Raw genomic sequence first — 26124 nt, 5'->3', positions numbered from 1 at the left:
CGTTTCTATTAGAGCTTCTTGACCATGGTCAGCCGGTTGCCCTGTTCGTTGTAGCAGACCTCGTTGAGGCATTTGCGCATCATGGCGATGCCCATACTGCCGGGTGTGCCGTATTTGGCCACCTTTTTCATCAGCGCCTCGGGCACGAAGTTGTCGAGCGCGTCTTTCATGAATTTTTCATATTTGAACCCCTTGCCTTCGTCCTGCACGTGGCAGACGATTTTGTCGTGGTGGATTTCGCATTCGACCTCGAGGTATTTTTGGCCGTCGAGCTGGTTGCCGTGCATGATGGCGTTGTCTATGGCCTCGCCTAAGGCCACCATGAACTCGCGGTAGGCGGTTTTGTTGGTCAGGAAAGCGTCGAGCAGAAGGCCCATCATATCGAATATTTTGCGGGTGTATTTGGGCTGGGTCAGAAACTTTATTTTCAGAGATTGCATTGACATAACAGGCGATAAATTATATTATGCTTCTGAAAAGTCAAGGAAAACTTTGATAAATTCCGGAAAGTGCAGCTGAAACATGAAAGTATTGGGCATTGATTACGGCAAGAAGCGCATCGGGCTGGCCATCAGCGACCCGTCAGGTACCTTTGCCCTGGATTACCGGGCTATTCAGGCGGCTTCAGTCACGGAAGCGGCCGCACAGATTAAGGATATTGTCGAACAGGAAAAGATTACCGAGCTGGTGCTGGGTCTGCCCAAGCGTTTGGATAATACCCTGGGCCAGAGCGCCAATGCCGTCAACGAGTTTGCCCAACAGCTCAGCCAGGCCGGCGTGGACGTGTCCATAACATTCTGGGATGAGCGGCTCTCGTCCAAACAAGCCGAGGTGATGCTTCGGGATACGGGTATCGGCCGCAGGGAGAAACGGGTGCATACCAATGTGGTGGCGGCTCAGCTGATTCTGCAGAATTTTCTGGATAGTAGGAACACGGCCAAAGACGTTAACACGAATAAACCCTAATAAGAGCGAGTCACACTAACAATATGAAAATACTATTATATCTGATATTAGGAGTTGCTATAATCATAGCCGGGGGGTGGGCCTATGGGCAGGAGGAGGACGCCAAGACGGTTGGTATCAGGTCGGCTCTGGGGCGGCTCAAGGACCTGCAGTCGCGTATGGATGCGACCCGGTCCGACGTAGAGGTGGCTCAGGTGACGGCCCAGGCCGAGGCCATCTGGACCGAGATTTCGGCTGAGCGCGACGCGGCGACCGGCGTACTTTTTGAGGAACTGGATAAGGAGAAGGCTAATTCTTATTTCCTTATTATCGGCGCGCGCTGGCTGATGACGCTGACGGACGGGCAGGCGCTGACCGCGGCGGCCCGGGCGCTGGCTAACGTGGATATTAACTCGACCAGGTCAATGCCGCAGTTCTTCCAGCTTTGCCACGACCTGGCCAAATCGCCCGACCCAACACTGCTTCCGGCGCTGGACCGACTGCTGGCCAACAAGGATCGGGTTGTTTCCTTGCCGCAGTATTACCTGACCCTCAGCCCGGCTGATATACTGATGTATAGCTACCAAGTCTACGGCCGGAGTTCGGCCCGGCACCTGATGGAGCTCCTGGAAAAGTCGACCGACCCGGTGGTTCAGTATAACGCCATGAGCCTGCTGGCCGAGTTCAAATACGACCCGGCCCTGGGGATGATACGCAAGATTGTTGCCAACGACAAGATTGTCAAGGCATTGCGCTATAACGCGGTCGTGTGCCTGGGCCTGATGGGAGACCCCAAGGATATCGAACTGCTCAAGAAACTGCTCAAGGACAAGGACCCGGAGATGCGCTTCAACGCTTTGTTCGGCTTATTTGAGATGCGCCGTTCGGCTGCCGTGCCGTTTGTTATCGGGCTGTTGTCCGACTCCGAGGAAAAGGTCAGGTCCGAGGCGATAGCCTGCTTGCTCAACTGCCCGACGGCTCAGGGCATTGAGGCGTTGATTGCGGCTTTGCCCAAGGAAAAGTCCGAAGCTAACCGCAAGCAGATAAGCGATAACCTGTCCGGTCTGTCTCAGGGTGGCGGGAGCAACCCGGTGGAGTTCCTGAGCCTGAAACCGGTCGAGCGGGAAAAGGTCATCAGCCGCGCCATCGAATCGCGCGAGTCGGCTTACGCGCTCCGGCCCGGGGTGGAGCGGATGACGCACGACGACCTGGTGTCCATGACACGGGAATGGATTGCCGGGCACCGGCTTACTTCCGGACCGGCCCAGCCGACGGATATGGTCGGGCTGGTGCTGGACGCGGCCACGGTCCAGGATTTAGACCTGCTCTTTGAGGTGCGTTCGTCCTTGCTTTGGCGCATCTCCGGCGATGTCCGGAAGGAACTTGGGATAATTGATGAGGTTATCCGGAGAATACATAGGCGTCAGTTTAAATAGCCACAGATTTCACAGATTAGTTAACTTATAGATAAGCTAATAACATTATACTCAGGATAAGAAGCGCTAAACTATTATTGACAATATTTGCCGGATTGCTATACTTTGGCCAGTAGTATTTCTCAGAGAGCAAGAGCAACAAGTCTCGTCTGCCACTAAGCTACTATGAGAATCATCACTCGCGGCGATATGGACGGCCTGGCCAGTTCGGTTCTGCTCAGCACCGTAGAACAAGTCAGGGAAATCGTTTTCCTTCATCCCAAAGAAGCCCAGGACGGCAATTTCTCAGTGACCAAGGATGATATCATCGTCAACCTGCCTTACATTAAAGGATGCGGTCTGTGGTTCGACCATCACGTCTCCGAGGACCAGAAGGCCGAGTCGGTCCGGACGGCCGGCGATGCTAGGGGTCTGTACCAGGTGGCGCCCAGCGCCGCACGGGTGGTCTATAATTTTTACAAGAATCCCACACTGGACGCCTATGCCGATATGCTTGAGTCGGTCGACCGGTTCGACTCCGGACAGCTGACCAAATCTGACGTGCTCGACCCCAAGGACTGGATTCTGCTGGCCTATACCATCGACCCGCGCACCGGGCTGGGGCCGGAGTTCCAGAAGTATTTTCGCTGGATGGTCGAATACGTCAAGGAAGTGCCCATCGAGAAGATTCTGGCCCATCCCGAGGTCAAGCGCCGGGTGGACCAGGTCAGGCAGGAGCAGGCAGCGTTTGAGGGGATATTGCGGGCCAACTGCAGGCAGGACGGCGCAGTGGTGGTGACCGACCTGAGAAACCTGCCCGAGCCTCTGCCCAGCGGTAACAGATTCCTGGTCTTTATCCTTTTCCCCGAGGCCAATGTCGAGACCCGGGTGTTCTGGGGTAAGGATAAGGAAAAGGTGGTTATTGCTTGCGGACACAGTATCTTTAAGCGCACCTGCAACGTCAACATCGGCAAACTGATGTCCGGCTACGGCGGCGGCCACAAGGGCGCCGGCACCTGCCAGATAGAGTCTGCAAAGGCCGACGCCACGCTCAAGGAAATAATTGCTAAGCTTAAGGGGAATAAATGACCGCCAAGAAGGCTATCATCATTAGCTTGATTATCGGGGTGGTTATAGTCATTGCTAATCTTTTGGTCGCACTGCAATGGAGTGGAAACGAGGTTATATTTTTTATTAACTGGGTGATGATAGGCCTGGCGAGAGCCGTCACGAGGTTATTAGCATTTGATGATATGATGTCAGCCATTATACCGGGGCTTGTTATTAGTATTTTAATTTATCCGGTTGTTGGTTTGTTGGTCATACTGGTCAGGAGGATTTTTAGGGATTCCAAGGAGATTTCACCATATTGGTATTTCGGGTTGACCACCGCTTTATTTCTTGCGGCCAATACGATAGCTTTTATTATGCTTACTAACTGATGAAAGGAGCTTTTATGAATACTAACAGAATCAGGATAATCGGATTTGTGTTGTTGGTCGGGGCGTTGTCCATAAGCGGGTTGCTGGCTGGGGCCGGGGCGGGCGGGCCGCCGCCCATGCCGCAGGGCGTGACCATCAGCAACATCAGCTTCGGGCAGCTCTGGCAGGGCGAGGAGTTGACCAAGGATGATCTGGCCGGACACGTGGTCGGCATCGAATTCTGGGCCACCTGGTGCGGGCCGTGCCGGGCGGCCATGCCGCACCTGGTTGAGTGGCACAAGAAGTACGCCGATCAAGGCTTTATTATGCTGGGGTTCCACAGCACCAAGACCGAGACCAAGGGCGAGGTGTTGGAATTCTGCAAGGCCAACCGGGCTACCTTTAACATCTACGACAAGGGCAGCGTGTCCGGGTTGAACTTCTCGGGCATCCCGCATTTCTCGCTTTTCGACCACAACGGCAACTTGGTCTATGATGGTCACCCGATGCAGGCGGACCAGAAGCTGGAAGAGGTGATGAAGGCGGCGCCGGAGCCGCTGGCTGGACCGGGCCCGTATGTCAAGCTGGCCGCACTGGCCAAGAAGGCCAAGGACAAGAAGGATCTGGGCAAGATACTAAATGCTCTTAAGACCAAGCACATCAATTCCGAGGATCCGACCGAGAAGGCTGAGGCCGAGATGCTGGCCGAGCGGTTGACTACCTACGGAAACCGGATGATGGACAAGGCTTTAAGGAAGATGGAGGTCGAGCCGGCCGAGGCCTATAACCTTTACCAGCACATCGCCAACGTCTACAAGGGTGATGAGATAGGCGACAAAGCCGAGGGTATCGTTAAGGAACTCAAGAACGAGAAGACCTTCCAGGAATACGTCAAGGCCGACAACGAGCTGGCCAAGATAAAGGAAGATGTTGATAAGTTTAAGAAGTGCAATCGCTGCCAGGCTTTCTCGTCCGGGTGCGAAGGCTGTAAGAAGGCCTGCGCTAATTACGAGCCGACCCTGCAGAAAGCCCAGTCGCTGGTAAAGAAGTATCCGGAATCTCCGGCTGCGGTTAAGGTCAGAGAACTGATGCCGGCGGTCAAGTAGACAGCTTGTTCAAGGAATTGGCAAACGTTCCGGTTAGGATGAAAGGAGCATCTATGATAGTTTCCAGGAAATGGCGCGCGGCTATTTTTGCGGTATTAGCAATATTTTTGCAGTGCATTCAAATCCAGTCTGAAGGGATGAATGGACCCGGGGCGCAGGCGAGCCCTGATATTACCATAGACAGCATCAGGTTCGGCGGGTTATGGATGGGCAATAATATTTCGACCGATGACCTCGAGGGATATGTGGTGGCTGTTGAATTCTGGGGTAAATGGTGTCCGCCGTGCCGCGAGATGATACCTCACGTGGTGGGTTGGAATACCAAATACAGCGCCCAAGGGTTAATAATCCTGGGATTTCACAGCACTCAGAGCGAGACCAAGGATGAAGTGGCTGCATTTTGCAAGGAGAATAAGATTAGTTATAATATCTATGATAGAGGGGGCGTGGCGGGGGTGGAAGTCAAAAGCGTGCCGTATTTGATACTGTTTAATCAGGAAGGTAAATTGGTTTATAACGGACATCCGGCATCGGCCGACAGCAAGCTGGAGGAATTGATGAAGAACGCCCGCGACCCGATAGTGGGAGACGGGGTTTATAACAAAATCGGCGGGCTGGCCAAGAAGGCCCAGGAGAAGAAGGAGCTAGGCAAGATTCTTAATACCCTTAAGACCAAACACATCAATTCAGAGAATGCCGAAGAAGCCGCCGAAGCGGAAAAGCTTGTGGGTAACCTGACCGCTTACGGGGAATGCCTGCTCCAGCGGGCGGAGCTTAAGAAAGAAACCTACCCGACCAATGCTTGGAATCTTTACCAGAAAGTGGCTAATATTTATAAGGGCGATGAGATAGGCGAGAAAGCCAATAAAATAATTAAGGAACTCAAGGTTGATAAGGCATTCCAGGACAATCTTAAGGCTGATAACGAACTGGCGCAGATAAAGGAAGAAATAAAGAAGTTTAAGAAATGCAATAAATGCAGCAGGTTCTCCAATAATTGCGAGGGCTGTAAGAAGGCTAACAGTAATTATGATAATGTTTTACAAAGAGGGCAATCGTTGGTGAAGAAGTACCCCAATTCTCCGGCAACACCAAAGGTCAGGGAGATACTGCCGGTTAAATAGGCGGTTTATTAAAGGGGTTGTCGTTTTCTACGGGCAGTTCCACTGATTGGTCCGGGTTTTGGGCTTGTTCCCTGAGATATTCCTTGATAATCATCGTGACCGCGTCCCTATCCTTGGATAATATCCGGACCACGTATTTATTTCCTGTACGGCCAAGACTCTGGATATCTACCATAGCGCCGAAGCCGTTGGCTGAGATGAAATCCCGAAGTTCTTCGGCTTCGTCTGCGGAGAAGAATGTGGCTAAAGAGATGGCGTCGAGCGCATTTTTATCCGTGGCGGTCTCCCGACTCTTGGCTGAGGTGTAGGATATGAAAACGGCGAAGACTAGGACAATCGCCCCTAATATGACCAACTGACCCATAGAATGGCTCCTTATTTTAATATTTGTTTAGCGGGACAGGTTATTATTCCCCGGTCCGCATCGACTTCAATATAGTCTCCAGTTTTTATTATGGATACGATTTTAGGAGCCAAATCAGATACGAAGGGGATGCCGGCCAGGATGGCGCCTTCGGTCAGGTTATAATCCGGCGCTTTGACGGTGACCAGCGCGGCCGGAGCCTTTTTCTTCTGGACCAGCGTCATCAGGACCGAAGACCCGCCCGATGAGCCCTTGGTTTCCTTGAATACAAGTATCGCATCTTTGAGCAATCTCCCTTTATTGGGGTTGTTCGAGGCGATGATTTCCCCGGTATCCAAATCCACATCGCCCAGGAACGAGAAGCTGTTAGGGCAGACTATCGCTTTACCCTGTGCCTTGCCCCGGACTATTTTCCTGCCTTTGAATGTTTTACTCATATTTCCATCTCCCGGATAATGCCGTTTGGATGCAGCTGTTTGTATTAGTCAAGACAGTCTTGCAGCCCAGCAGGTCTTTCACATAGCGCGCCATTTTTACGCTGTCTACCACCATGTTCTTGACATACGGGACGGGTAGGCCGTATTCGCGGCAAGTCGAGGTCCGCATATGGCTTTCCACCGGGCAGGTATCGGCTACCACCTTGGCTCCGGCCTTTTCTATTATCTTTACATATCCGGAATATTCAGCCTGCCGGCGGGTCATCCTATTGGTACAAATCCAGAAATTGACATCCGGCGCTATCCGTTTTCCGTTTAATTGTTCGGCTACATATTTTATCTGGGCCAGATTGTAATGCGGACAGCCCAGCGTGACGAAGTCGACATGCGTTCCTGACGGGATGGTATTCATCTGATTATAGACTTCATCCAGGTCACGGGCATTAATTTCATAGACCGTTTGGGGGATGCGCTTAGGGCCGAAGGCTTCTTTGACGGTTCTGGCCTCGGGCGTGACGCCGGGGATATGGAACAGGGTGACCGAGCCGGAGGTGGCCAGTGCCGCGCCAAGCCCGATGAGCCAGTCGGTCCGTTGCGGAGCGACGCCGTCGATGACCGGGACCTCGCTGCCGACTATCTTACCGATGGCGAATCCCAGGGCGCACCAGGCGTCATAGGTCTTCAACCGGGTCGGCGGAATCCTTACATTGAAGAGGTGCGTGCCGAATCGGTTGGCCGGCAGGAGATATCCCATCAACGGGTATTTGCCGGTGACGGCCGAATAACGGCTGAACAGCCCGCCCCGGTTGGTTCGGGCGCCCAACACCGAATTGAAATAGATGATAGCGCTGCTCTCGACCGAGGCGATGTAGCTTCCGAAAGGCGGGACGAACCCGATGAGCTGAGGGGTGCAGGTGTATGTTTCCAGGATGCCCATGGCCCGGTGTGCGGCTTCTACTTTGGCTTGCAGTCCGGCCAGCTTCTTGGGGATGCCGGTAATCCAGGGCTTCTCCAGGTCGGCGCAGAGCGTCGAGGTGGTGGTCGGCACGCACACCCGGGCTCCACGGCGCCGGGAGTAGCTGACCAGGTCCTCGACCGAGCCTTCATAGATGCCCATTTCAGCCGGATAATGGCAGTAGGAAATATCCGCCAATCGTTCCGAGCCGAATGCCTCGCCCAGCTGGATGAGATAATCTATGGCCTCGGCCGCCACCGGCCCCTGGGCGCCGCCGCGCATCCGTTTTTCCTGTTCAGTCAGTTTCATATCTTGATATCAGTGCCTTTCAATGCCTTGGCCGGTATGACGTCGACCACCAGGGCGCTGGGATAATCTTTGGTATGGTAAATAGTTTGATGGGCGATAATGTGCCTGGTCTCGTCGGCCTGGGCCGTATCGGTGTTCAGGTGCGGCGAGAACTTGGGCACGGCGCTGCTGGAGATTTCCAGCCTGATGCGGTGTCCTTTGAAGAATCGGATGCCGGTGGCCCAGAGGTCGACAGTGATCTTATAGACCCGGCCGGGCTTGAGCCATTCGGTTTTGGCCAGCGAGTTCCTGAATTCGGCCCGCTGGATGCCGTCCTGGAGCTGGATGGCCTTGCCGTTGGGCCAGACATCGACCAGCTTGGCGGTTAAATCCGTGCCCTTGACATCGGTTGAAATAAAGAGTTCGGCAAATACCCGCCCGCAAACGACTGTATCCCGGTTGAGCGGGGCAGTGGAATAGACCAGCACGTCCATTCTCCGCTCGATGGCCTGCTGGTCTGACGCCTCGCCTAATTGCAGGCTGACCGGGTCAGTCACATAAGGCACCGGGTCTGTTGGGTCGTAGATATAACGGTCGGCCTTTTCAGCCGGTTTGGGCGTATCAACGCTTAAAACACCGTCACCCAATAATGAGTTGGCATTGCCGTTGCTGTGCAGGTAGAACTTAGTGGTAACAGCTTTGGGGATGGGCCAATCGGGGAATGAATGCCAGCTATTTTCGCCCATGATGAAAATACGGCATCTTGGTTCGGTCTTCTTGTCGTGCTTTTCCCCGGCCAGATGCCGGGCGAAGAATTTTAATATGATGGAGTTCAGGTCAATGACCGCTTTCGGGCCGAAGTCTATCTCGCCCACCTTGCTGGATAGATTCAATTTATGCGGCCAGCATCCGATAATTAGCCTTTGTTCGTCGCGGGCTTTGGGTGTTTTTCCGCTTGTCCTCATGCCCGGGTAATTCTTATAGGTGGAAATCCCGTCATCATCATACCAGCCGCAGATGTGCATAATCGGAATATTGACCTTGTTCCATTCGTGCATATAGCAGACCTCTTTCCACCAGGCGTCAAAGGTGGGGTGGTCCATCCAGTTTTGCCAGGTGCGGCTTTTCATCCCGGCCGCCTGGTCCATCTTGCGCAAGGGCAGGTATCGGTAAAGCTTGGTCCAATTGATATTACCCAGATTCTGGTTGGTCTTGCCGAATACCATCAAGCCCCAGACAATCATATTCCAGAAGAAAGCGCCGTTCTGATAGGGCACGTTTATGACCGGGTCGGGTAGTGGCACCAAAGGCACAATGGCTTTCAGTGCCGGGTGCGCCTCGGGCGCGACTATCCAGGTGCAATATCCTTCATAACTGCCGCCCATCATGCCGATGTGGCCGTTGCAGAAATCCTGTTTGGCCAGCCAGCCAAGGGTATCAAGACCATCCTTCTTTTCAAATCGGAAAGGTTCCCATTCGCCTTCGCTGTCGTGCCTGCCCCGGCAATCCTGGTAGGCATAGGCGATGCCTCTTTGGGCCATCCATATCTTGGCTGCAATGCGCATGGGGTCGTGATTGCCGTAAGGCGTACGGGCAAGGATGACCGGGAACGGGCCTTTGCCTTTGGGCAGATAAAGGTCGGTGGAAAGATTTATGCCGTCCCTCATCCACACCTTGATATCTATTCTTTGTTCTACTTCATATTTGGGAGACAAGCTTGTTATCATTTTATATCACGCTCCATTCAGCACTTGGTTGATGACCCGGCGGAAGTTGCCACCGAGTATCTTGGTTATCTCTGTCTTATTGAATCCCCGGCGGTCCAGGGCGTAGGTAATGTTGGCTATTTTGGAGACGTCCTCGAGTCCTTTGCAGGTGCCTTCATAGCCGTCGAAGTCCGAACCCAGCCCGACGTAATCGACTCCGAACTTGTCGGCCACGTACTGGATGTGGTCGATGACTCTTTCGATGGAGATGACCATTTGGGTCCTGACGATGAACTCGGGCATATAGAAGATACCGACCACGCCCTTGCGGCGGACGATTTCCCGAAGCTGGTCGTCGGCCAGGTTGCGGGCGATGTCGCACAGTGCGCGGATGCCGGTATGCGAGGAAATGATCGGTCCGCGGGCCAGCCGGGCCAGTTGCCAGAAGCCGGGCGCGGCCAGGTGGGCCACGTCCAGGATCATGCCCAGCCGGTTGGCTTGGCGGATGGCCTGCCGGCCTAATGACGTCAGTCCGCGCGGTCTGAAGCTGGTCGGCTTGTAGGGGTTCTGGGTGCCGATGCCGTCGGCCAGTTCGTTGGATTCGTTCTGGGTCAGGGAAAAGGCGCGCACTCCCAGGTTGTAGAAGGTCTCGACCATATTGATATTGCCGGCGAAGGGCAGTCCGCCTTCGATGCTGATGAGGAAATAATTGTAGTCCGGGTCGGGTGCGGCGATGTCCTTAGCGTTGAGCACCAGCTTCAGCCGGCCGCGCGACTGGCGCACGGCGTGATGTATCTCGAACAGGAACTTCAGGGCGTAGGCGGTGGCGGCTGGGCCCCGGAACACCCTCGGGGTGAAGATGGCCATAAACTGCAGGTCAAGCCCGCCTTGCCTCAGGCGCGGATAGTCAACCAGCGGCCGGGCGCTAGCATGCTTATGCGGACGTCCGGCATCGGTCCGGCATTTGCCGGTTAGGAAGTCGCGGCCGGCCAGCGCTTGGTGGAAGCTGTCGGCGTGGCCGTCGATTATGAACGATTTACGGTGTAACTCCAGTAATTGAGTTTTATTCATATATTTTATATGTATTTTCTTGATTAAAAACAACGATAATGTAGTTTAAACGGCTCTGTTGTTCAATAATTTCTCAACATAAAAGGAGCGTGGATATGGGCAGCCAATCAGGGAGCACCGGGTCTTTGGTATCGATGATAGTCATGTTTGCCATAATGTTCGGGTTGATGTATATCCTGTTAATCAGGCCTCAGCGCAAGAAGGAAATAGAGCGCTTGAATATGCTCAAGAACATCCAGAAGAACGATCCGGTCATCACCTCGGGCGGGATTTACGGCATCGTTCAGCAGGTCAAGGATACCGAAGTTATCATCAAGATAGACGAGAGCAACAATACCAAGATACGGGTTGCCAAGAGCGCCATTATCGGCGTGGATAAAAATATGATGGCCTCTGAGGAAAAGAGATAAGGAAGAGATTATGAGCGAAACTTTAAAATGGCAATTATTTTTCGTGCTGATAGTGGTCCTGATAGCCGGTTATTTTGCTTATCCTTTAGAGGACAAATGGGGCTTCCGCCAGGGCGAATGGTTTGAAGGGCGCAAGGTCCAGCCCGGGCTTGACCTGCAGGGTGGCGCTGAAATAAGGGTCCAGCTTCAGAAGGCCGGCCTGGATCCGGCTAAGGTCAGGGAAAGCACCGACCGGGCCAAGGATACCATCGAAAAACGTATCAACCTGTTTGGTTTGAAAGAGCCGCGCATCCAACGTTACGGTGAGGACCAGATACTTATCCAGTTGCCGGGAATGGATGCGGCCGAGATAGAACGCGTTAAAAGGGTTATTACCACGACCGGACGTTTGGATTTTAAGTTAGAAGCCGACAAGGCTATCGTCAAGGATTATGCCGAGCGTTACCCGCAGGCGCCGTCCGGATATAACTGGTATGAGAATCAGGATAGGCCGGACAGGACGGATAGGGTATTGGTCAAGGACAAGGTCGAGATGACCGGCGAGCATCTGATAGAGGCCGGTACGCATCTGGGCCAGAGCGGCGTTGTGGTCAGTTTTAAGCTTTCGCTCAAGGGTAAGAAGGTGTTCAGCGATATAACCTCCAAATTCGCGGCTTCGGTGGTAGGCGAGGAAGATGCCCGGAGGCTGGCCATCCTGCTGGATAACAAACTGGTTTCGGCGCCGATTATCCGCGAACCGATTACCGGCGGCGAAGGAATCATCGAGGGTAACTTCACGTCTCAGACGGCGCAGGACCTGGCTACGGTGTTGCGTTCGGGCAGTTTACCGGCATCGCTGGAGATAATCGAAGACAGCTTCGTCGGGCCGAGCCTGGGCGAAGACGCTATCAAGCGCGGCATCATATCCTTCGGGTTGGCTATGATAGCGGTGGCCCTGTTTATGATGCTATATTACCACGCGGCAGGGTTGATAGCGGTGGTTGCCCTGGCCATGAACTTCACCCTGATATGGGGCATTCTTACTTTCTTTAACGCCACCATGACCCTGCCGGGCATCGCGGCTTTGATTCTGACCATGGGCATGGCGGTTGACTCTAATATCCTGTTCTACGAGCGTATCCGCGAGGAACGCGAGAAGGGGCACGACGCCAAGACGTCATTCGAGGCCGGGTTTAACCGGGCCCTGATTACGGTAGTCGACGCCAACTTGACTACATTACTGGCCGGGCTGATACTTTTCTATTTCGGCACCGGTCCGCTCAAGGGGTTTGCCATAGTTCTTTCGGTCGGCATCCTGACCACGCTGTTCACCGGCTATTTCGCAACCAAGGTAATCATGCAGTTGAGCATCGAGTCGGGCATCCTTAAAAAGGTGACCATGTTCAAGATATTCAATAATCCGCAAATCAAGTTCATGAGTATCGCTAAGTTTACCTTGCCGATATCCGTTATTCTTGTGATTAGCTCGGTAGTGCTTTTCCTGGCCAAGGGCCGGGATAGCTACGGCATAGATTTTACGGGCGGGACGGTGCTCAATATTAAGTTCCGCGGGCCGGAGGATATTTCTTACGTTCGCAGCACCATCCAGGCTATCACCGCCACGGACAGCGCCGGCGCGGTCAAGGCCAAGTATTCCGATGTCGAAATCCAGAGTATGATGGAGCGGCTGGCTAAGGACAAGAAGGTTACCCGCATCACGATGGGTGATATTTTCGCCCAGTCGCAAACTAACTGCGACGAGTTTCAGGTCAGGACCAGGTTTGTGACCACGGCGCCGGGGGTAATAGAGCTGAAACGCGACCTGCAGGCGGCGTTCGCGGACAAGATAGTGCCTGACCCTATAAGCAATATCGAAAACATCAGCAAGCGCGACTATAAGCTTAAGATGACCGTTCAGATGGGAAAACCGGCTAACGTCGCCGAGGTCAGGGAAAAGGTCAAGAAGGCTCTGGATGATAAGGGATTCATGGAGCCTCTGATTACGACCGAGCCGGAAGGCATAACATCAAGCGCCAGGTTTGATATGTTCTTCAAGGAAGACAAGGAATCCGATATCGAAGCGCTGGTCAGGACCGAGCTTAATCTCCAGAGCGGACCGTTCCCCAAGGTGGAAAGCATCAGCGGGATGGTGGCTCGCGAGCTCCAGCAGAATGCGGTCATCGCCATAATCCTTTCCTGGATAGGGATGATATTGTATCTGGCGGTCAGGTTTGAGTTCCAGTTCGGCGTGGCGGCGGTTATCGCGCTGGTGCACGACGTGCTTATCAGCCTGGGCGCGGTGGTGCTGTTTAATATGCTGGCGCCCAAGTCGTGGGGCATATCGCTGGACATCAACCTATCCACGGTGGCATCGCTGCTGACCATCGTCGGTTACTCGGTCAACGACACCATAGTCGTATTTGACCGGATCCGTGAGAACACCAAGGCCATGAAGGGCGATTCAATGATGAAAATAATAGATTTAAGCGTCAACCAGACCCTGAGCCGGACGCTCTTGACATCTTTGACTGTTTTCTTGACAGTAACCATTTTATTTATCATAACAGCACGGAGCGGCGGCGGCATAGCGCCGTTTGCGTTCCCGATGATGATAGGCACAGTGGTTGGAACGTATTCCAGCGTATTTATTGCTTCGGCATTGCTCAAAGGAGCAAGAGCCAAGTTAGAGAAATAAGATTTAAGGTAAGGTCGGTTATAGTTAGTAATCTGATTGAGCGGATTAAACGGATAATATTAATTTCAGCTAAATCAGCTGAATCTGCTTACAGGATTAGAGTATAACTCGAACTGCATAAAGGAGAGAATATATGAAACCATCTGCATTAGTGGCAATACTCGTGGGTATTCTTATAATCGGCGTAGTATTCATCATCTGGATATCAGGCGGATTTGAACCGAAGCCGTTAATAGTCGAAGCGCCGCCGGAGCCGATTACATCAACGCTGACCGCGGCCGAAGCGATGACCGCCACCGGGTTCGGCAACCTGCCGCTGACCAGCACGATGGTATCTGAGCCAATGTCCAACAGCTATACCATCAAGCCGGGAGATACCCTTTGGTCAATCGCCAAGCAGTTCTATAACGGCGACGGCACCAAGAGCAAACTTATCGCCGAAGCCAACAAGGACAAGATACCAAATCCCAACCGGCTCAAGGTTGGCACTGAAATAGTCATCCCGGGTGCTGAGTCTTCAGGTATGGCGCCAAGGTCTACCGGTATGAACGAGCCCAGCGGTATGTCGGAGCCGACATATAGCGCCGGCGAAGGCCAGAGTTATACCGTCAAGAAAGGCGATACGCTTTCCAAGATATCCCAGAAGTTTTACGGCACCGCCAATAAGCGCAACATCATAGTTGACGCCAACCGCGATAAACTGGCCACCGAAAGCACGACCCTGAAGGTCGGCTGGAAGCTGGTTATTCCCAAACTGTCCAAATCGTCGGGTAAAACACCGTCCCAGCCTCAGCCGCCCAGGGAAAGCACGCCCAAGCCGGCAGATAATGTGCCCTCAGGCGCTTCTGAGGACAGCGGTAGCGGTAGGTAAAACATAACGCTGATAGGGTTCGGGCGGTTAGCATCTCATTTTAACGGGACAACCTGTTTTTTGCCTCCTGTTAGCCCAAATAAATTGACATATTTCCAATCCGTGCTATTCTGCGCGTAGAAAACTTGGCGAAAGGAAATGTTGTAGCAGGTGTCTACTTGACAAAAACGTCACCCGGAAGACCGCGTAAATAAAGGGAAATAAAATATGGTGTGTGTCACCGGACGAAAAGATATATCATGACAGAGATATTAAAATCGTTGGGGATTAAATGAGTAAGGTCATTAAGCTGATTTTGACTGGCCAATTCCCGGATGTTCTCATATTCTTTTTCGGGGGGATTATTATTTCTTTGGGAGACGTTTTATTCGGCAATCTGACAGGACGATTTTTATTTTACGATAATGTTGCATCAAATGGGTTAATTGGTGCAATAATTGCGGCTGTAATTATTCTGGTACTGGCAGCGGCAATATATCGCGAAGCGCCTTATGAGGAAAGTTATAATGCTATAGTGCTTTACTTCCTTAAATCGCAGGGTATTTTTCTAAAAGAATCAGAAATAATTAAAGCGACTAACCCCTTAGCGCCTTTCCAGATACCACCTCAGGACAGAGGTTTTGTCATTAGTAATAAACGGCTGTTTGTGTATGAGTATGATCATATTGTCTGGCAAGCATCATTTGATGAGGTAGAAAAAGTGGAGTATCTATCGGACAAGAAGGGGTTTACTGTTTATCTTCAGAATGGCACTACATACACTTGTCATATTTCGGGGACCATCAAAATAATATTGAAGGAAATTAGAAAGTTATTGCAGGAGAAATTCTATCAAAGGTAATAAAATACATGATACAGAAGAATGAAAAAATAGTTACGTTCCGAAGAGAGCTGTATTTTGTATTAATATTGTGCCTAGCGATGATAATCTTATGGCTGATGGATAAATTACAGGTAAGCCATTTTTCGTCCTTACATATTTTTATAAAAAATCTGCAATTTGTATTTTTAATTGGAGTGCTTCTTGGATTAAAAAGTCAATTTGATGCTCAAGCTAATAATGTTATTGAAAAGCCCGATTGGGAAATTATAAAGAACCATGTATATAAGCAAAATATTCTGGGAAAAGATGAGGATGTTAAGTATGTCGTAAGGTGTGGTTTATTTGGAACAGGAAATCTTATGAGGTTTAATGTGCTGACAAATGAGAGGTTTTTAGGGTATAAAAAATATTTTGGTGTGACAGATGAGATTAAGTTTCAAAATGTCAAAAAATATAACTACAAAATAACATTTCTGGTCATGACCCTGAAATTTGAAACAGATAATGATACCCAAATATTTGAAATCATAACCAGAAAATCACTACAGAGCGAAACTATAACAGTACTGGATAAGTTAATGGCCGAAAAGAATATTCCAAGAATGATAAGCTTCGCTCGTGAGTAGTGAGCAGAGGACACTTTCCACCCCCAGTAATGCACTAACCAGGCTCATTCTCCCGCTTTAAGGGCGGGACTCCATCGCTATTACACCGGGCATCATTCCTGAAAAATCTTACCAAAATCTCAAAATAAAATGAACTTTTTCCGAGACTTTACGTTTAATATATATAGGGGAGGCAAGAGAAAGGAGGCAAGAGACAAGAGACAGGAAATAAGGGGAAGATGGCGGGTATTCCGCTAAAGAGAGGAGGTGATGCGACCTTAATCGGATGATTTCCTTACCCGCCTGAATGTCGGGCAGGCGAGTTAGGGGGCGTTAAATACAACCCGTATGGCGTGCCAAATAACCCTTATGGCGTGCCAAATAACTCGTATGGCGTGCCAAATAACCCGTATGGCGTGCCAACTAACCCGTATGGCGTGCCAAATAACCCGTATGGCGTGCCAACTAACTTGTATGGCGTGCCAAATAACTTGTATGGCGTGCCAACTAACTTGTATGGCGCGCCTAATAACCCGTATGGATGCTCAGATGACTTAATCTGGGCGTCAATACAAATGTCCGCCAAACCCCGATGTCCATCGGAGTCAGGCGGAAAAGGAGATAAATATGAGAGGAGCAACAGACTGGTTAACGACCCGGAACGACGATTTCTTCAACAAGCAGAGGGCATATCTGGAGCGGGTGATAGCCAACAAGGTGGCCTGGGGCATACCGGATGCGGCCATAACCCCGCTGACCACCCTCCAGACCGAGTATGAGCCGCTCTACTGGAAAATCCAGGACAAGCGGGCCCGTACTTCGGGTGATGTCACCGCTCACCGTGACTGTCGTGACCGGTTCGAAACGGAACTCCGGGCATTCCACAAGGAACGGGTCATCGGTAACCGGAGCATCCCCAAGTCCGAGCTGTCCATCCTGGTCGGCAAGGAACGCGATACCGTGCCGACACCGCGTGGCAAGATCGACACCATTCCGATTATAGGGTTAATCGGCATCGGCGGCGGCGATATAGAGGTGCGTGCCCGGGTCACCACCGACCAGACCCGCTTTAGCATGCATCCCTTGGCCGATGCGGTGGAGTGCAGGTATACCCTCGTGCCCAAAGGCGATATGCCGCCGGAGGGGCAGAAGGATACCAAGAAGTCACAGGTTTCCAAGAAGGCCCGGTTTATCATCTCGTTAGGCGACGAGCAGGCCGGAGAGAGTTTCTACGGCTTCTTCCGCTGGGTTAACCTGACCAATCCGGCTAACAGCGGCGCCTGGAGCAAAGCGCAGAAAGTGGTGATTGCGTAGAGTGAAATTACCTTTGCCCTAACCCTCTCTCCCGCCTCGGCGGGAAGAGGGACGGGTGAGGGTGCTTGCTACAAAGAACGAAGTGTTCACATCTACGAACATATGGATTAAGGGATATATAGAATAATGTGATTATTCCGCTCCACGAAGTTTATCCTGAGTCCTTCGGGAATACTCAGGATAAATATTTCGAAGGGCACTGCCAGTACGTCACTTTTGTTTGCACTAATCCCGCTCCGCTGCGCTTCGGGGAGTGTGCAGCCTCCAGCGCATACTAATCCTGCTCCTTACAGTCGCTGGATAATGTGGCAATACGTCACTCCGTTTCTACTGCCACTAAACCCCACTGATGAATTCTTTCCAGAGCATATAGCGCGGTTCGTTAAGTTTGCCGGTCAGGAAAGGGTCGTAGGCCGGGGCGACGGGTTTCTTGAGCAGTTTCATTCCGGCTTCCTGGGGGAGCTTGCCGCCTTTGCGGGTGTTGCACCGGTGACAGCTGGCCACCACGTTTTCCCAGGAATAAACGCCGCCGCGCGAGCGGGGTAAAATGTGGTCGATGCTCAGCTCGGAGGCGGGCAGTTTCTTGCCGCAATACTGGCATTGTCCGTTGTCGCGGATGATGATGTTATGGCGGTTGAACTTCAGGTCGTGCCGCGGATATTTGCTGTAACTGAACAGGCGGATGACCCGGGGCAGTTTTATCTTCCAGCTGGCCGTATGGACGTATTCGTCGCTGGGATTGTTGCCGTTCCCGTTACGCGACAGCTCAATCCAGTTGTTCAGGTTATGCGTGGTGAAATGGCCGTTGTTCTTGGTGATTACCTCGGCGTAGTCCTTGGCCAGGAGCGTAAAGGCCCGGCGGGCCGGGATAAGCCTTATGGCCGTATAGAATTTATTAAGGACTAATACGCTGGATTGAAGTGGTTTGCCGTTGTTCCCGCTACTATTCTCCGTAATCATAATGAGCGCTAATATTAGCAAAGACCGGCCCGAAGTCAAGAAATCCTGTTCGAGATTTGTATGGTACGCAGATAAACGCAGAGCCTTAAGGGCTATGCGGATATTCAGGATAAGATATGATTTTTTATTAGTACCCAATGGATGGAAGAGTAATTCTTCCTGAACCTCTTATACTTCGGCAGTTGGAGCAAAGCGACTTATCCCTAGACCCTGAGGGGTCTTGGGACAAGAACCCGTACGGGCTGCCGAGTATCCTCGGCTGTAACTCACTACGTTCTAACAGCCGATGGATATTATCAGTGCTAATCTGCGGAAATCTGCATCCTATTTGACGGATACGGGCTGGAGTCTATTTCTGCTTGGACTTGGCCGGGGAATCAGCCAGGCTGAAAGGCTTGGTGGTCAGGTTGCCTTTTTCGTCCTTGACCAGGACTTCCAGTTTCTTTTCCATCTGGCCGAGTATTTCGTAGCATTTTTTGAGGGCTTTAACGCCGGCATCGTATTTCTCGAACGCTTTTTCCAGGTCAACCTCGCCTTCTTCGAGCTCTTCGACAATCTTTTCCACCTCGCCCAGATAATCCTCAAATCGTTGCTTGGTCATATAATTTCTCCTCTGGCGCCGAAGCGCCATGGCGCCTTTAAGTCGCCGTTTCTTTGGATATTATTTTTGATATGACGTTTCCGTCTTTAAGCTGGGTATTAATCTGGTCGTTGGCGCTGACCTGTTTGACGGACTTGAGCAGTTTGCCGTCGGCCAGCTTGGTAATGGAATATCCCCGGATGAGTATGGCGGTCGGGCTGAGGGAGTCAAGTTGCTTGGCGGTTTGGCCCAGCCGGTCAACGGTTCCTTGGTATCTGCGCTTGATGACGGCGGCCATATTTATTGACAGGTCGTCCAGTTGTTGCTGGTACTGTTGGAACTTGTCTACGAGCGACTGCCAGGCGTATCGCTTGGACAGCCCGTCCAGGTATGACTTGGCCATTTTGAAGGAGTGCTCGAGCCGGGTCATAAGTTTCCGGTGGTAGTGTTCGAGCGCTCCGGCAAGGTCGTCGGCCACGGGCACGACTATCTCAGCGGCTTCGGATGGCGTTTTGGCGCGTTTATCGGCCACCAGGTCGGCGATGGTGAAATCTATTTCATGGCCGACGGCGGATATGACCGGAATCCTGGAGCGGAATATGGCCCGGGCGACTATTTCCTCGTTAAAGGCCCAGAGGTCTTCGATACTGCCGCCGCCCCGGCCGACAATCATAACGTCGATATCGCCGTGGGCGTTAAGGTCGTCAATGGCCTGTGCGATTTCTTCGCGGGCGCCTTCGCCCTGGACTTTTACCGGGCAGACTATGATTGAGGCGTTGGGAAAGCGCCGGAATATGATGGTGACGATGTCCTGGATAGCCGCGCCGGTGGGTGAGGTGACGATGCCGATGCGCCGGGGCAACAGCGGCAGCGGTTTCTTGCGGGCCTCGTCGAACAGGCCTTCTCCGGCCAGCTTGGTTTTAAGTTGTTCCAGGGCCAGTTGCAGGGAGCCGATGCCTTTGGGTTCGGCCCGGTCGATGATTATCTGGTAATCTCCGCTTTTTTCGTAGACCGTAACCCGGCCCTGGACAACCAGTTCCATCCCGTTTTCCACCTTGAATTTTATGGCTTTCCCGGTGGACGAAAACATAACGCATCTTATCTGGGCGGATTCGTCCTTGAGCGAGAAATACATATGGCCGGAAGCGGGTACGCGCAGGTTGGAGACTTCCCCGCTGAGCCAGACCTGGCCGAAAGTTGTCTCCAGGGACAGTTTTATCTTGCGGGTGAGTTCGGTGACGGTCAGCACGTCGCGCTTGGCGGGTATGCCGCCGGACGGGGGTTCTTTAGGTTTGCCGGGGCTTTTGTTGCGGAAAGCGAAGAGGTCGCTGGTGGAGTCATCCATTTGAATCCCTTTAAAAGACTAGGCTTTAATCAGTACTCTTTTGATATCCAGGGCTTTCCCGGTTTTGGAATCAATCGTAACGACAGCGCCGCCCAATTTAACGTCATTCTCAGCCACATCAAAGTGGGTGGGCATCTGGGTGATAAATGCGGAAAGAACATTTTCGGTATTTCTGCCGATTACGGATTCATACGGCCCGGTCATTCCGACATCGGTTATGTATGCGGTGCCTTTGGGGAGAACTCTTTCGTCCGAGGTCTGGATATGGGTATGGGTCCCGAAGACGAGACTTGCCTTGCCGTCAAGGTACCAGCCCAGGGCTATTTTCTCCGATGTGGCTTCGGCGTGGATATCAACGATGATGATTTTAGACTGGAGGCTGATATCCTTGATTAACCGGTCGACTGTGTGGAAAGGGCATTCTGATGGAGGCATGAATACCCGGCCCTGCAGGTTAATGACGCCTATTTTTACGCCGCCGGCGGTTTTGTATATGCCGGAACCGCTTCCGGCTGCGTAGGGTGAATAATTAGCCGGCCTGAGGATATTAAGGCTGGTTTGAAGGTAAGGGATAATCTCTTTTCTTTTATAGATATGGTCTCCGGTGGTAATCACATTAATTCCGTAGGAGAATAGTTCTTCGGCCAGCAGCGGGGTGATGCCGGATCCGCCGGCTACATTTTCACCGTTGGCGATACAGAAGTTTATCCGCTTTGCTTTCAGGATGCCGGGCAGTTTCTGCTTGAGGATTTCCCTGCCCGGGCTTCCGACAATATCACCGATGACCAATATCTTCAGGCGCATAAGTTATCTGGCGTATTCGATGGCTCTGGTTTCGCGGACGACCGTGACCTTGATTTCGCCGGGGTATTTCAGCTCTTTCTCGATATCATTTGCGATATTGCGGCTGATGATTGTCGCCTGGCTGTCATCAATCTGTCCGGAGTTGACGATAACGCGGATTTCCCTGCCGGCCTGTATGGCGAAAGCGTTTTCCACGCCCTGGTAAGCCGTGGCAATAGCTTCCAGCCGTTCAAGCCGTTTGATATATTTATCGACTGTCTCGCGCCGGGCGCCGGGTCGGGCCGCCGAAATAGCGTCGGCCGCGGCTACCAGCACGGTGTAAACAAATTCGGGGTTCATGGTATCGTGGTGTTTTTCTATGGCGTCGACAATCTCGGGCCTTTCCTCGCAACGCCGGGCCAGTTCAGCGCCCAATCCCGGATGGGTGCCTTCTTCGACCTGGTCGGTGGCCTTGCCGATATCGTGGAGCAGGCCGCAGCGCCGGGCTAATTCCGGATTAAGTTTTAATTCGGATGCCATAGTTTCAGTTAGGTAAGCCACCTCAATCGAGTGTTGCAGGATGTTCTGGCCGTAGCTTGTCCTGAAGCGGAGCCGGCCCAGCATGGTGACTAATTTGGGGTTGATATTGAGTATGTTAAGGTCATAGCAGGTTTGCTTGCCTGTTTGCTGGATGACGTCTTCGACTTCTTTCCGGGTGGCTTCGACTATTTCTTCGATACGGCCGGGATGTATTCTGCCGTCGATGATTAATTTTTCCATGGAGCGCCGGGCGATTTCACGTTTGACGCTGTCAAATGACGAGATAACCAGGACGCCGGGCGTGTCATCCACGATGACGTCGACCCCGGCTGCTTTTTCGAACGCCCGGATATTCCGGCCTTCGCGTCCGATGATGCGGCCTTTCATATCTTCGTTAGGCAGGTCAACCGTGGAAACGGTGTTCTGTGCGGTATGTTCGGCGGCGCATCGCTGGATGGCCAGACTGATGACTTTCTTCGCTTCACCTTCGGTTGTTTCGCGAGCTTTAGCGCGGTATTTATTTACCATGCCTACTATCTCGCTCTGCAGTTCGCTTTCCATTTTACTGAGCAGAATTCTGGTGGCTTCTTCTTTATTGAGGCCGGAGATGTTGTAAAGGGTTTTCTTTTCCTCGTTGATTAAATCCGTAAGTTCCTTTGTTTTTGCCTCCATATCCCTTAGCTTTTGTTCGGATGATTTCTCTAGATTTTCTATGTATTTTTCCCGACGCTGGAGTGACTCGACTTTGTGGTCTAAGGCATCCTCGCGCTTGAGCAGTCTTCGTTCGAAAGCCTTAAGTTCATTGCGCTCTTCCTGCGCATCGTGGTTAAGCTGCTCCTTGAGCCGGTAAACCTCTTCTTTAGAGGCCAGCGCGCCCGCCTTTTTTATGCGTTCAGATTCCTCCTTGGCCTCGGCGATGATTTGGTCGGCTACTTTATTGACCTTTTTTTTCTGGGTAGAGGAGATAAAGTAAACTACTACGGCCCCGACGCCAAGCCCTAAGACACCAACAATAATGGTTATTAAGTTTTCCATAGACAACCTTTCATTTTATAAGATCGGGAAGCCCTGAAGCAGGCAAAAAAGGCAGGACAAAGTATATGATATCAACCGGGACTCAGGAATTACCGATAAACTAAATGTTCAATACGCTTAATCTCCATGATATAGAGTTACCGCACAGATGTTTATCCGGAAATTTCGCCCGGTAATTAAAGATTTATCTGTTAAATAGATTGATTTTGTTTTAATCATATTTTGTCTTGCCAGCCGCTTCTCTTCTTGCTTTTTAATAATTGCCCCGTTACTCCGCAAAAAGAGGGATTCCCGCTTTAGTTTTGAATTTATTTTAATCTCTATTCCGTTTAAAGAACAGAGTGGAAAAAGAAACACCTCCTTTTCTGATTATTTTTCGTTGAGAATATCTATTTTCTCTACAATGATAGCTTTCATGTTCCAGCCTTCGATTTTGATTACTTTGCCGACGATGCCGACATACTTCTTGTAATAATCATCCATATTTACGGTCGGCGGTGCTTTGATGAAGAATAGGTCTTCATCGCCTTTGGTCAGCTTGAACGAAGCCGGTCTTTTGTAAAGTTTGCCCACTGAATCCACCCAGCCTTCGGCGTCATAAATGGTTTGTGTCTGCTGGGGTTTCAGGAGCGATATGATGCGCTGGTTATACTTGTCGTCCAAATCCTTCTTTTTCTTGGCGCCGGTTTCGATTTCGGCCCTGTAAACCTGGAGTATCCTTTCCCGAGGCTCTATCTGCTGGATACGGTCCTTGGCCTTTTTGCCGAATTCGCTTTCCGGAGCGCTTTCAGCCACCTGGTGATAAAGTGATAACGCCTCGCGGAAATCCTGTTGAAGGTCAGTTTTATTCATTTCCCCCAGGTAAAGTTCTTCAGCCTTCTGGAATCTGCCTTCGTTGGTGGTCTTCATAGAGGCTTTTTCCTGGTTTTTCCGGGCTAACTCGTTGGCTTCTTCTACATATCGTTCGTATGTTCCCCAGTAGTGGGTATATTTCTTGTTGACCCATCCGGTCATTGTTTCCGGAGGTGTGATTTTATACCAATCGCCTTTGTTTGTGATAAGCTTTACCGACATGCCTTCGGTCACAAAGCCGACCACATTATCCTCACCGGTCTCAGGCAGGTTTCTGACCCTGACTTTATCACCTCTGATAAGGCCGGTTTCCTCGCCCTTGATTTCCAGGTATTTTTTGTGAATCCAGCACGGGACATTAGGCGGAAGCTGAACCTTTATCCAGCCTTCTTTGTCCTCGAGGACTACCAGTTTATCGCCTTTGCCGAGAGTATGAATATCAGGATTATTAAGGCCCGGGCCGCTCCTGATATTAAGTTTCTTGGCTGTAACCTCGACTACTTCCTGCGGGGCCGAGGCTTCTTTTATTTCCTTAGCGTCTTTGCCGGTTTCTTCGGCGGCTTTGAGGATATAGGCCGGGCCAAATAGCAGTGAAAAAGCTATGCCCAGGCATGTTATCAAGCCATAACCTAAGTATTTCTTCATACGACAAATACCTCCTTTTAGATGTTTATAATATATAAGATTATATCGTCAAATCTTTAATGATACATTATATTATTGCTAAATAACAATGCAAGAGATATTTAGCGCTTGTAAGCAACTAATTTAGCTTCCTTTTTTGTCTGTTCTTTCCAGTCATTCATGAACTTTTCGCGCTTTTCCATGGCCGCATTATTGGTCAGTTCTTTCTGCTTGGCATAGAAACTGGAAGGCGTTGTCGGCCGGCGGCTGGTTACCTGGACCAGATAATAGACCTGGTCCTTCCCGTCCGTTGATTTATCGGAGATGACGTCAAATCCGCCTTCCGGTAATTTAAAAATATCTTCCAGGAATTTACTGCTGGCTTGGTTTTCCAGCTGAAGCGGTCCGGTGGTCTTGATGAAATCGCTGGATTTTATGCCGAACACCCCTTCGGTCAGGTTGGCGAAGGCGTTCTTTTTGATGCCGATAACCGCCGAATTTTCCAGTGTGGCGGTGCCGGTCTGGCTGATGGCCTTGTTGGTTTCCTCTCCCACTTTCGTTATTATTGACTGGAAAAGCCTTCTGGCGGTGCCTTCAGCTGATGAGGCCGCCTTTTCCTTACGCAGGTCGGCGGAGACCTTTTCTTCCAGCTGGGCTGTTAGTTTCGGCAGATAGGAATCCTTTTTGCCGGTCAACCTGAATATCAGGTATCCCTTGTCTGTTTTGATGCTGTCGCTGATATCCTTTTCCTGGAAAGTGCCCAATTGCCTTCTTAAGAAAGGCGAATTGCCCAGTTCTTTTTCTAATTCTGTCGTCCGGTCTGTGGCAAACCAGCCGGTTTGGCTGTACTTAAGCCCAAATTCAGAAGCGATGCTTTCCAGTGACACCGGTTTGTCCTGGACGCTCAGCTGGACTATCTTTTTCTCGGCGTTGCCGATTAATTCGAGCGCCAGGTCGTTGGCATTCCGGGACACGATGACTGATTTCACCTCTTCTTTGGCCTGTTCCAGGGTTTTGTCCTTATATTCCACCGCTTTATGCTCGTTGAAATATTTCTCTATTTCCGGCTGTGGCGGTTCAGGTATTTTGCTCTTAAGCCCGTCAACGGACACAAAGATATGTTCCATCCGGACTTTCAAAGGCACCTCGTATCTCGGGGGGTTTTTTTCGTAGTAATCCCTGATTTCTTCTGGAGAACCGGTTTTGATTTTGGACAGGTAATCATCCGGTTTGAAGGTTGCCCAGCGTATTTTTATCTCGTCGTTTTTGCTGATATAGTCCTTGAACGAGTCTTCGGTCGAGGCGGCCACGGCGCTGGCCATAAAATTATAATACTTGGCTATCTTTAAAAACTCCGCGCCGGTCTGCTCGAAGACATTGGCCGGGACTCTCAGGTTGTTCAGGAGCGAGCGGTATTCATCTATGCTGAAATTCTTATTCTGGTCCGTCAGCCGGGGTGATGATTTTATATATTCGCTGACCTCATTTTCCGAGACGCTGATGCCCGACTTTTCGGCCAGCCGGGATAGGATGATAGCGTTCCAGGCCACCTCATCAAGGTATTTTTCGCGGCTGCTTTTCAGCATCTCGAAATCAGTCATATTGTAAGGCGGCATATAGGCGATGTAATATGGGTATCTCTGAAAATTGATGAGCAGCCAGTCGGTCCAGGCTTCCCATCTGGCGCGGTAACTATTGAATTCTGCCTTGGTCACCGGCTTGCCGAAAACTTCACCGGCCAAGTTATCGCGTTTGCCGTTACTGCAGGTGTCCAGCATGGTGCCGGTTATGCCGAAGGCCAGCGCGGTAACGAGAACGATGCCCAACAGTATCCATCTTTCGTATTTTCTGAATGATTTTAAAGATAGCATAGTTT

At 51.2% G+C, this 26124-nt stretch carries 26 protein-coding genes; 12 read left to right on the top strand and 14 right to left on the bottom strand.

Annotated features, from left to right (window positions below; all coding sequences use genetic code 11):
- Positions 1 to 8: 8 nt before the first annotated feature.
- Positions 9 to 446 (bottom strand): ATP-binding protein, encoded by a 438-nt coding sequence (locus tag WC980_03210; GenBank protein ID MFA5794063.1) that lies wholly within the window; start codon positions 444 to 446, stop codon positions 9 to 11.
- Between the two features lie 76 nt (positions 447 to 522).
- Between WC980_03210 and ruvX the strand changes: the two genes are divergently transcribed.
- The 6 genes from ruvX (at position 523) to WC980_03180 (ending at position 6011) form a co-directional block, all read left to right on the top strand.
- Entirely contained in the window at positions 523 to 966 is a 444-nt protein-coding gene (gene ruvX, locus WC980_03205) for a Holliday junction resolvase RuvX (protein MFA5794062.1), read from the top strand.
- Between the two features lie 23 nt (positions 967 to 989).
- On the top strand, positions 990 to 2381 hold the full coding sequence (locus WC980_03200) for a HEAT repeat domain-containing protein (protein ID MFA5794061.1): 1392 nt from the start codon (positions 990 to 992) through the stop codon (positions 2379 to 2381).
- Positions 2382 to 2546: 165 nt separating this feature from the next.
- On the top strand, positions 2547 to 3449 hold the full coding sequence (locus WC980_03195) for an exopolyphosphatase (protein ID MFA5794060.1): 903 nt from the start codon (positions 2547 to 2549) through the stop codon (positions 3447 to 3449).
- Positions 3446 to 3802 carry a hypothetical protein gene (locus tag WC980_03190; protein ID MFA5794059.1) on the top strand — a complete coding sequence of 119 codons (357 nt, stop codon included), beginning with the start codon at positions 3446 to 3448 and terminating at the stop codon, positions 3800 to 3802. Before WC980_03195 ends, WC980_03190 begins: the two co-directional genes overlap by 4 nt.
- A 14-nt stretch (positions 3803 to 3816) precedes the next feature.
- Entirely contained in the window at positions 3817 to 4887 is a 1071-nt protein-coding gene (locus WC980_03185; protein ID MFA5794058.1) for a TlpA disulfide reductase family protein, read from the top strand.
- A 53-nt stretch (positions 4888 to 4940) separates the two neighbouring features.
- Positions 4941 to 6011, top strand: a complete 1071-nt coding sequence (locus WC980_03180) for a TlpA disulfide reductase family protein (protein MFA5794057.1) — start codon at positions 4941 to 4943, stop codon at positions 6009 to 6011.
- Here WC980_03180 and WC980_03175 read toward each other — a convergent pair.
- Genes WC980_03175 through WC980_03155 form a run of 5 tightly spaced genes read right to left on the bottom strand, consistent with a single transcriptional unit; the run spans position 6004 to position 10832 of the window.
- On the bottom strand, positions 6004 to 6375 hold the full coding sequence (locus WC980_03175; GenBank protein ID MFA5794056.1) for a hypothetical protein: 372 nt from the start codon (positions 6373 to 6375) through the stop codon (positions 6004 to 6006). The genes WC980_03180 and WC980_03175 overlap by 8 nt on opposite strands.
- Positions 6376 to 6386: 11 nt before the next feature.
- Entirely contained in the window at positions 6387 to 6812 is a 426-nt protein-coding gene (locus WC980_03170) for a DUF126 domain-containing protein (protein MFA5794055.1), read from the bottom strand.
- Positions 6805 to 8076: an aconitase X catalytic domain-containing protein gene (locus tag WC980_03165; GenBank protein MFA5794054.1), complete on the bottom strand. Its 1272-nt coding sequence runs from the start codon at positions 8074 to 8076 to the stop codon at positions 6805 to 6807. Before WC980_03165 ends, WC980_03170 begins: the two co-directional genes overlap by 8 nt.
- Entirely contained in the window at positions 8073 to 9782 is a 1710-nt protein-coding gene (locus WC980_03160) for a CocE/NonD family hydrolase (GenBank protein ID MFA5794053.1), read from the bottom strand. The genes WC980_03165 and WC980_03160 overlap by 4 nt, the downstream gene beginning before the upstream one ends.
- A gap of 6 nt (positions 9783 to 9788) precedes the next feature.
- Complete coding sequence (locus WC980_03155; protein MFA5794052.1) at positions 9789 to 10832, bottom strand: dipeptidase; 1044 nt, start codon at positions 10830 to 10832, stop codon at positions 9789 to 9791.
- A 95-nt stretch (positions 10833 to 10927) separates the two neighbouring features.
- Here WC980_03155 and yajC point away from each other — a divergent pair, with 95 nt between their 5' ends.
- The 5 genes from yajC to WC980_03130 all read left to right on the top strand — a co-directional run bounded on the left by yajC (position 10928) and on the right by WC980_03130 (position 16236).
- Entirely contained in the window at positions 10928 to 11242 is a 315-nt protein-coding gene (gene yajC / locus WC980_03150) for a preprotein translocase subunit YajC (protein ID MFA5794051.1), read from the top strand.
- A gap of 10 nt (positions 11243 to 11252) precedes the next feature.
- Entirely contained in the window at positions 11253 to 13916 is a 2664-nt protein-coding gene (secD, locus tag WC980_03145) for a protein translocase subunit SecD (protein ID MFA5794050.1), read from the top strand.
- A gap of 133 nt (positions 13917 to 14049) precedes the next feature.
- Positions 14050 to 14787: a LysM peptidoglycan-binding domain-containing protein gene (locus WC980_03140; GenBank protein MFA5794049.1), complete on the top strand. Its 738-nt coding sequence runs from the start codon at positions 14050 to 14052 to the stop codon at positions 14785 to 14787.
- Between the two features lie 271 nt (positions 14788 to 15058).
- Complete coding sequence (locus tag WC980_03135) at positions 15059 to 15628, top strand: hypothetical protein (GenBank protein MFA5794048.1); 570 nt, start codon at positions 15059 to 15061, stop codon at positions 15626 to 15628.
- 98 nt (positions 15629 to 15726) lie between these two features.
- Positions 15727 to 16236: a PH domain-containing protein gene (locus tag WC980_03130; protein MFA5794047.1), complete on the top strand. Its 510-nt coding sequence runs from the start codon at positions 15727 to 15729 to the stop codon at positions 16234 to 16236.
- A 346-nt stretch (positions 16237 to 16582) separates the two neighbouring features.
- On the opposite strand, the gene WC980_03125 is transcribed toward WC980_03130, so the two are convergent.
- The gene (locus WC980_03125; GenBank protein ID MFA5794046.1) at positions 16583 to 16801 is read right to left on the bottom strand and encodes a hypothetical protein; all 219 of its coding nucleotides are present in this window, start codon (positions 16799 to 16801) and stop codon (positions 16583 to 16585) included.
- 41 nt (positions 16802 to 16842) lie between these two features.
- Between WC980_03125 and WC980_03120 the strand changes: the two genes are divergently transcribed.
- Positions 16843 to 17529, top strand: coding sequence for a hypothetical protein (locus WC980_03120; GenBank protein MFA5794045.1), 687 nt, complete (start codon positions 16843 to 16845; stop codon positions 17527 to 17529).
- Between the two features lie 336 nt (positions 17530 to 17865).
- On the opposite strand, the gene WC980_03115 is transcribed toward WC980_03120, so the two are convergent.
- The 7 genes from WC980_03115 to WC980_03085 all read right to left on the bottom strand — a co-directional run bounded on the left by WC980_03115 (position 17866) and on the right by WC980_03085 (position 26119).
- Entirely contained in the window at positions 17866 to 18489 is a 624-nt protein-coding gene (locus WC980_03115; GenBank protein MFA5794044.1) for an HNH endonuclease, read from the bottom strand.
- Between the two features lie 349 nt (positions 18490 to 18838).
- On the bottom strand, positions 18839 to 19090 hold the full coding sequence (xseB, locus tag WC980_03110) for an exodeoxyribonuclease VII small subunit (protein ID MFA5794043.1): 252 nt from the start codon (positions 19088 to 19090) through the stop codon (positions 18839 to 18841).
- Positions 19091 to 19127: 37 nt separating this feature from the next.
- The gene (gene xseA / locus WC980_03105; protein ID MFA5794042.1) at positions 19128 to 20414 is read right to left on the bottom strand and encodes an exodeoxyribonuclease VII large subunit; all 1287 of its coding nucleotides are present in this window, start codon (positions 20412 to 20414) and stop codon (positions 19128 to 19130) included.
- Positions 20415 to 20432: 18 nt separating this feature from the next.
- On the bottom strand, positions 20433 to 21218 hold the full coding sequence (locus WC980_03100; GenBank protein ID MFA5794041.1) for a TIGR00282 family metallophosphoesterase: 786 nt from the start codon (positions 21216 to 21218) through the stop codon (positions 20433 to 20435).
- A gap of 3 nt (positions 21219 to 21221) precedes the next feature.
- On the bottom strand, positions 21222 to 22772 hold the full coding sequence (rny, locus tag WC980_03095; GenBank protein ID MFA5794040.1) for a ribonuclease Y: 1551 nt from the start codon (positions 22770 to 22772) through the stop codon (positions 21222 to 21224).
- 369 nt (positions 22773 to 23141) lie between these two features.
- Positions 23142 to 24269, bottom strand: coding sequence for an SH3 domain-containing protein (locus tag WC980_03090; GenBank protein ID MFA5794039.1), 1128 nt, complete (start codon positions 24267 to 24269; stop codon positions 23142 to 23144).
- Between the two features lie 101 nt (positions 24270 to 24370).
- The gene (locus WC980_03085) at positions 24371 to 26119 is read right to left on the bottom strand and encodes a SurA N-terminal domain-containing protein (protein MFA5794038.1); all 1749 of its coding nucleotides are present in this window, start codon (positions 26117 to 26119) and stop codon (positions 24371 to 24373) included.
- Positions 26120 to 26124: the final 5 nt, after the last annotated feature.

The organism is Candidatus Brocadiia bacterium (assembly GCA_041658285.1).
In the GTDB taxonomy this organism is placed as follows: Bacteria; Planctomycetota; MHYJ01; order JACQXL01; family JACQXL01; genus JBBAAP01.
This window is presented reverse-complemented; position numbering and strand designations above follow the sequence as displayed.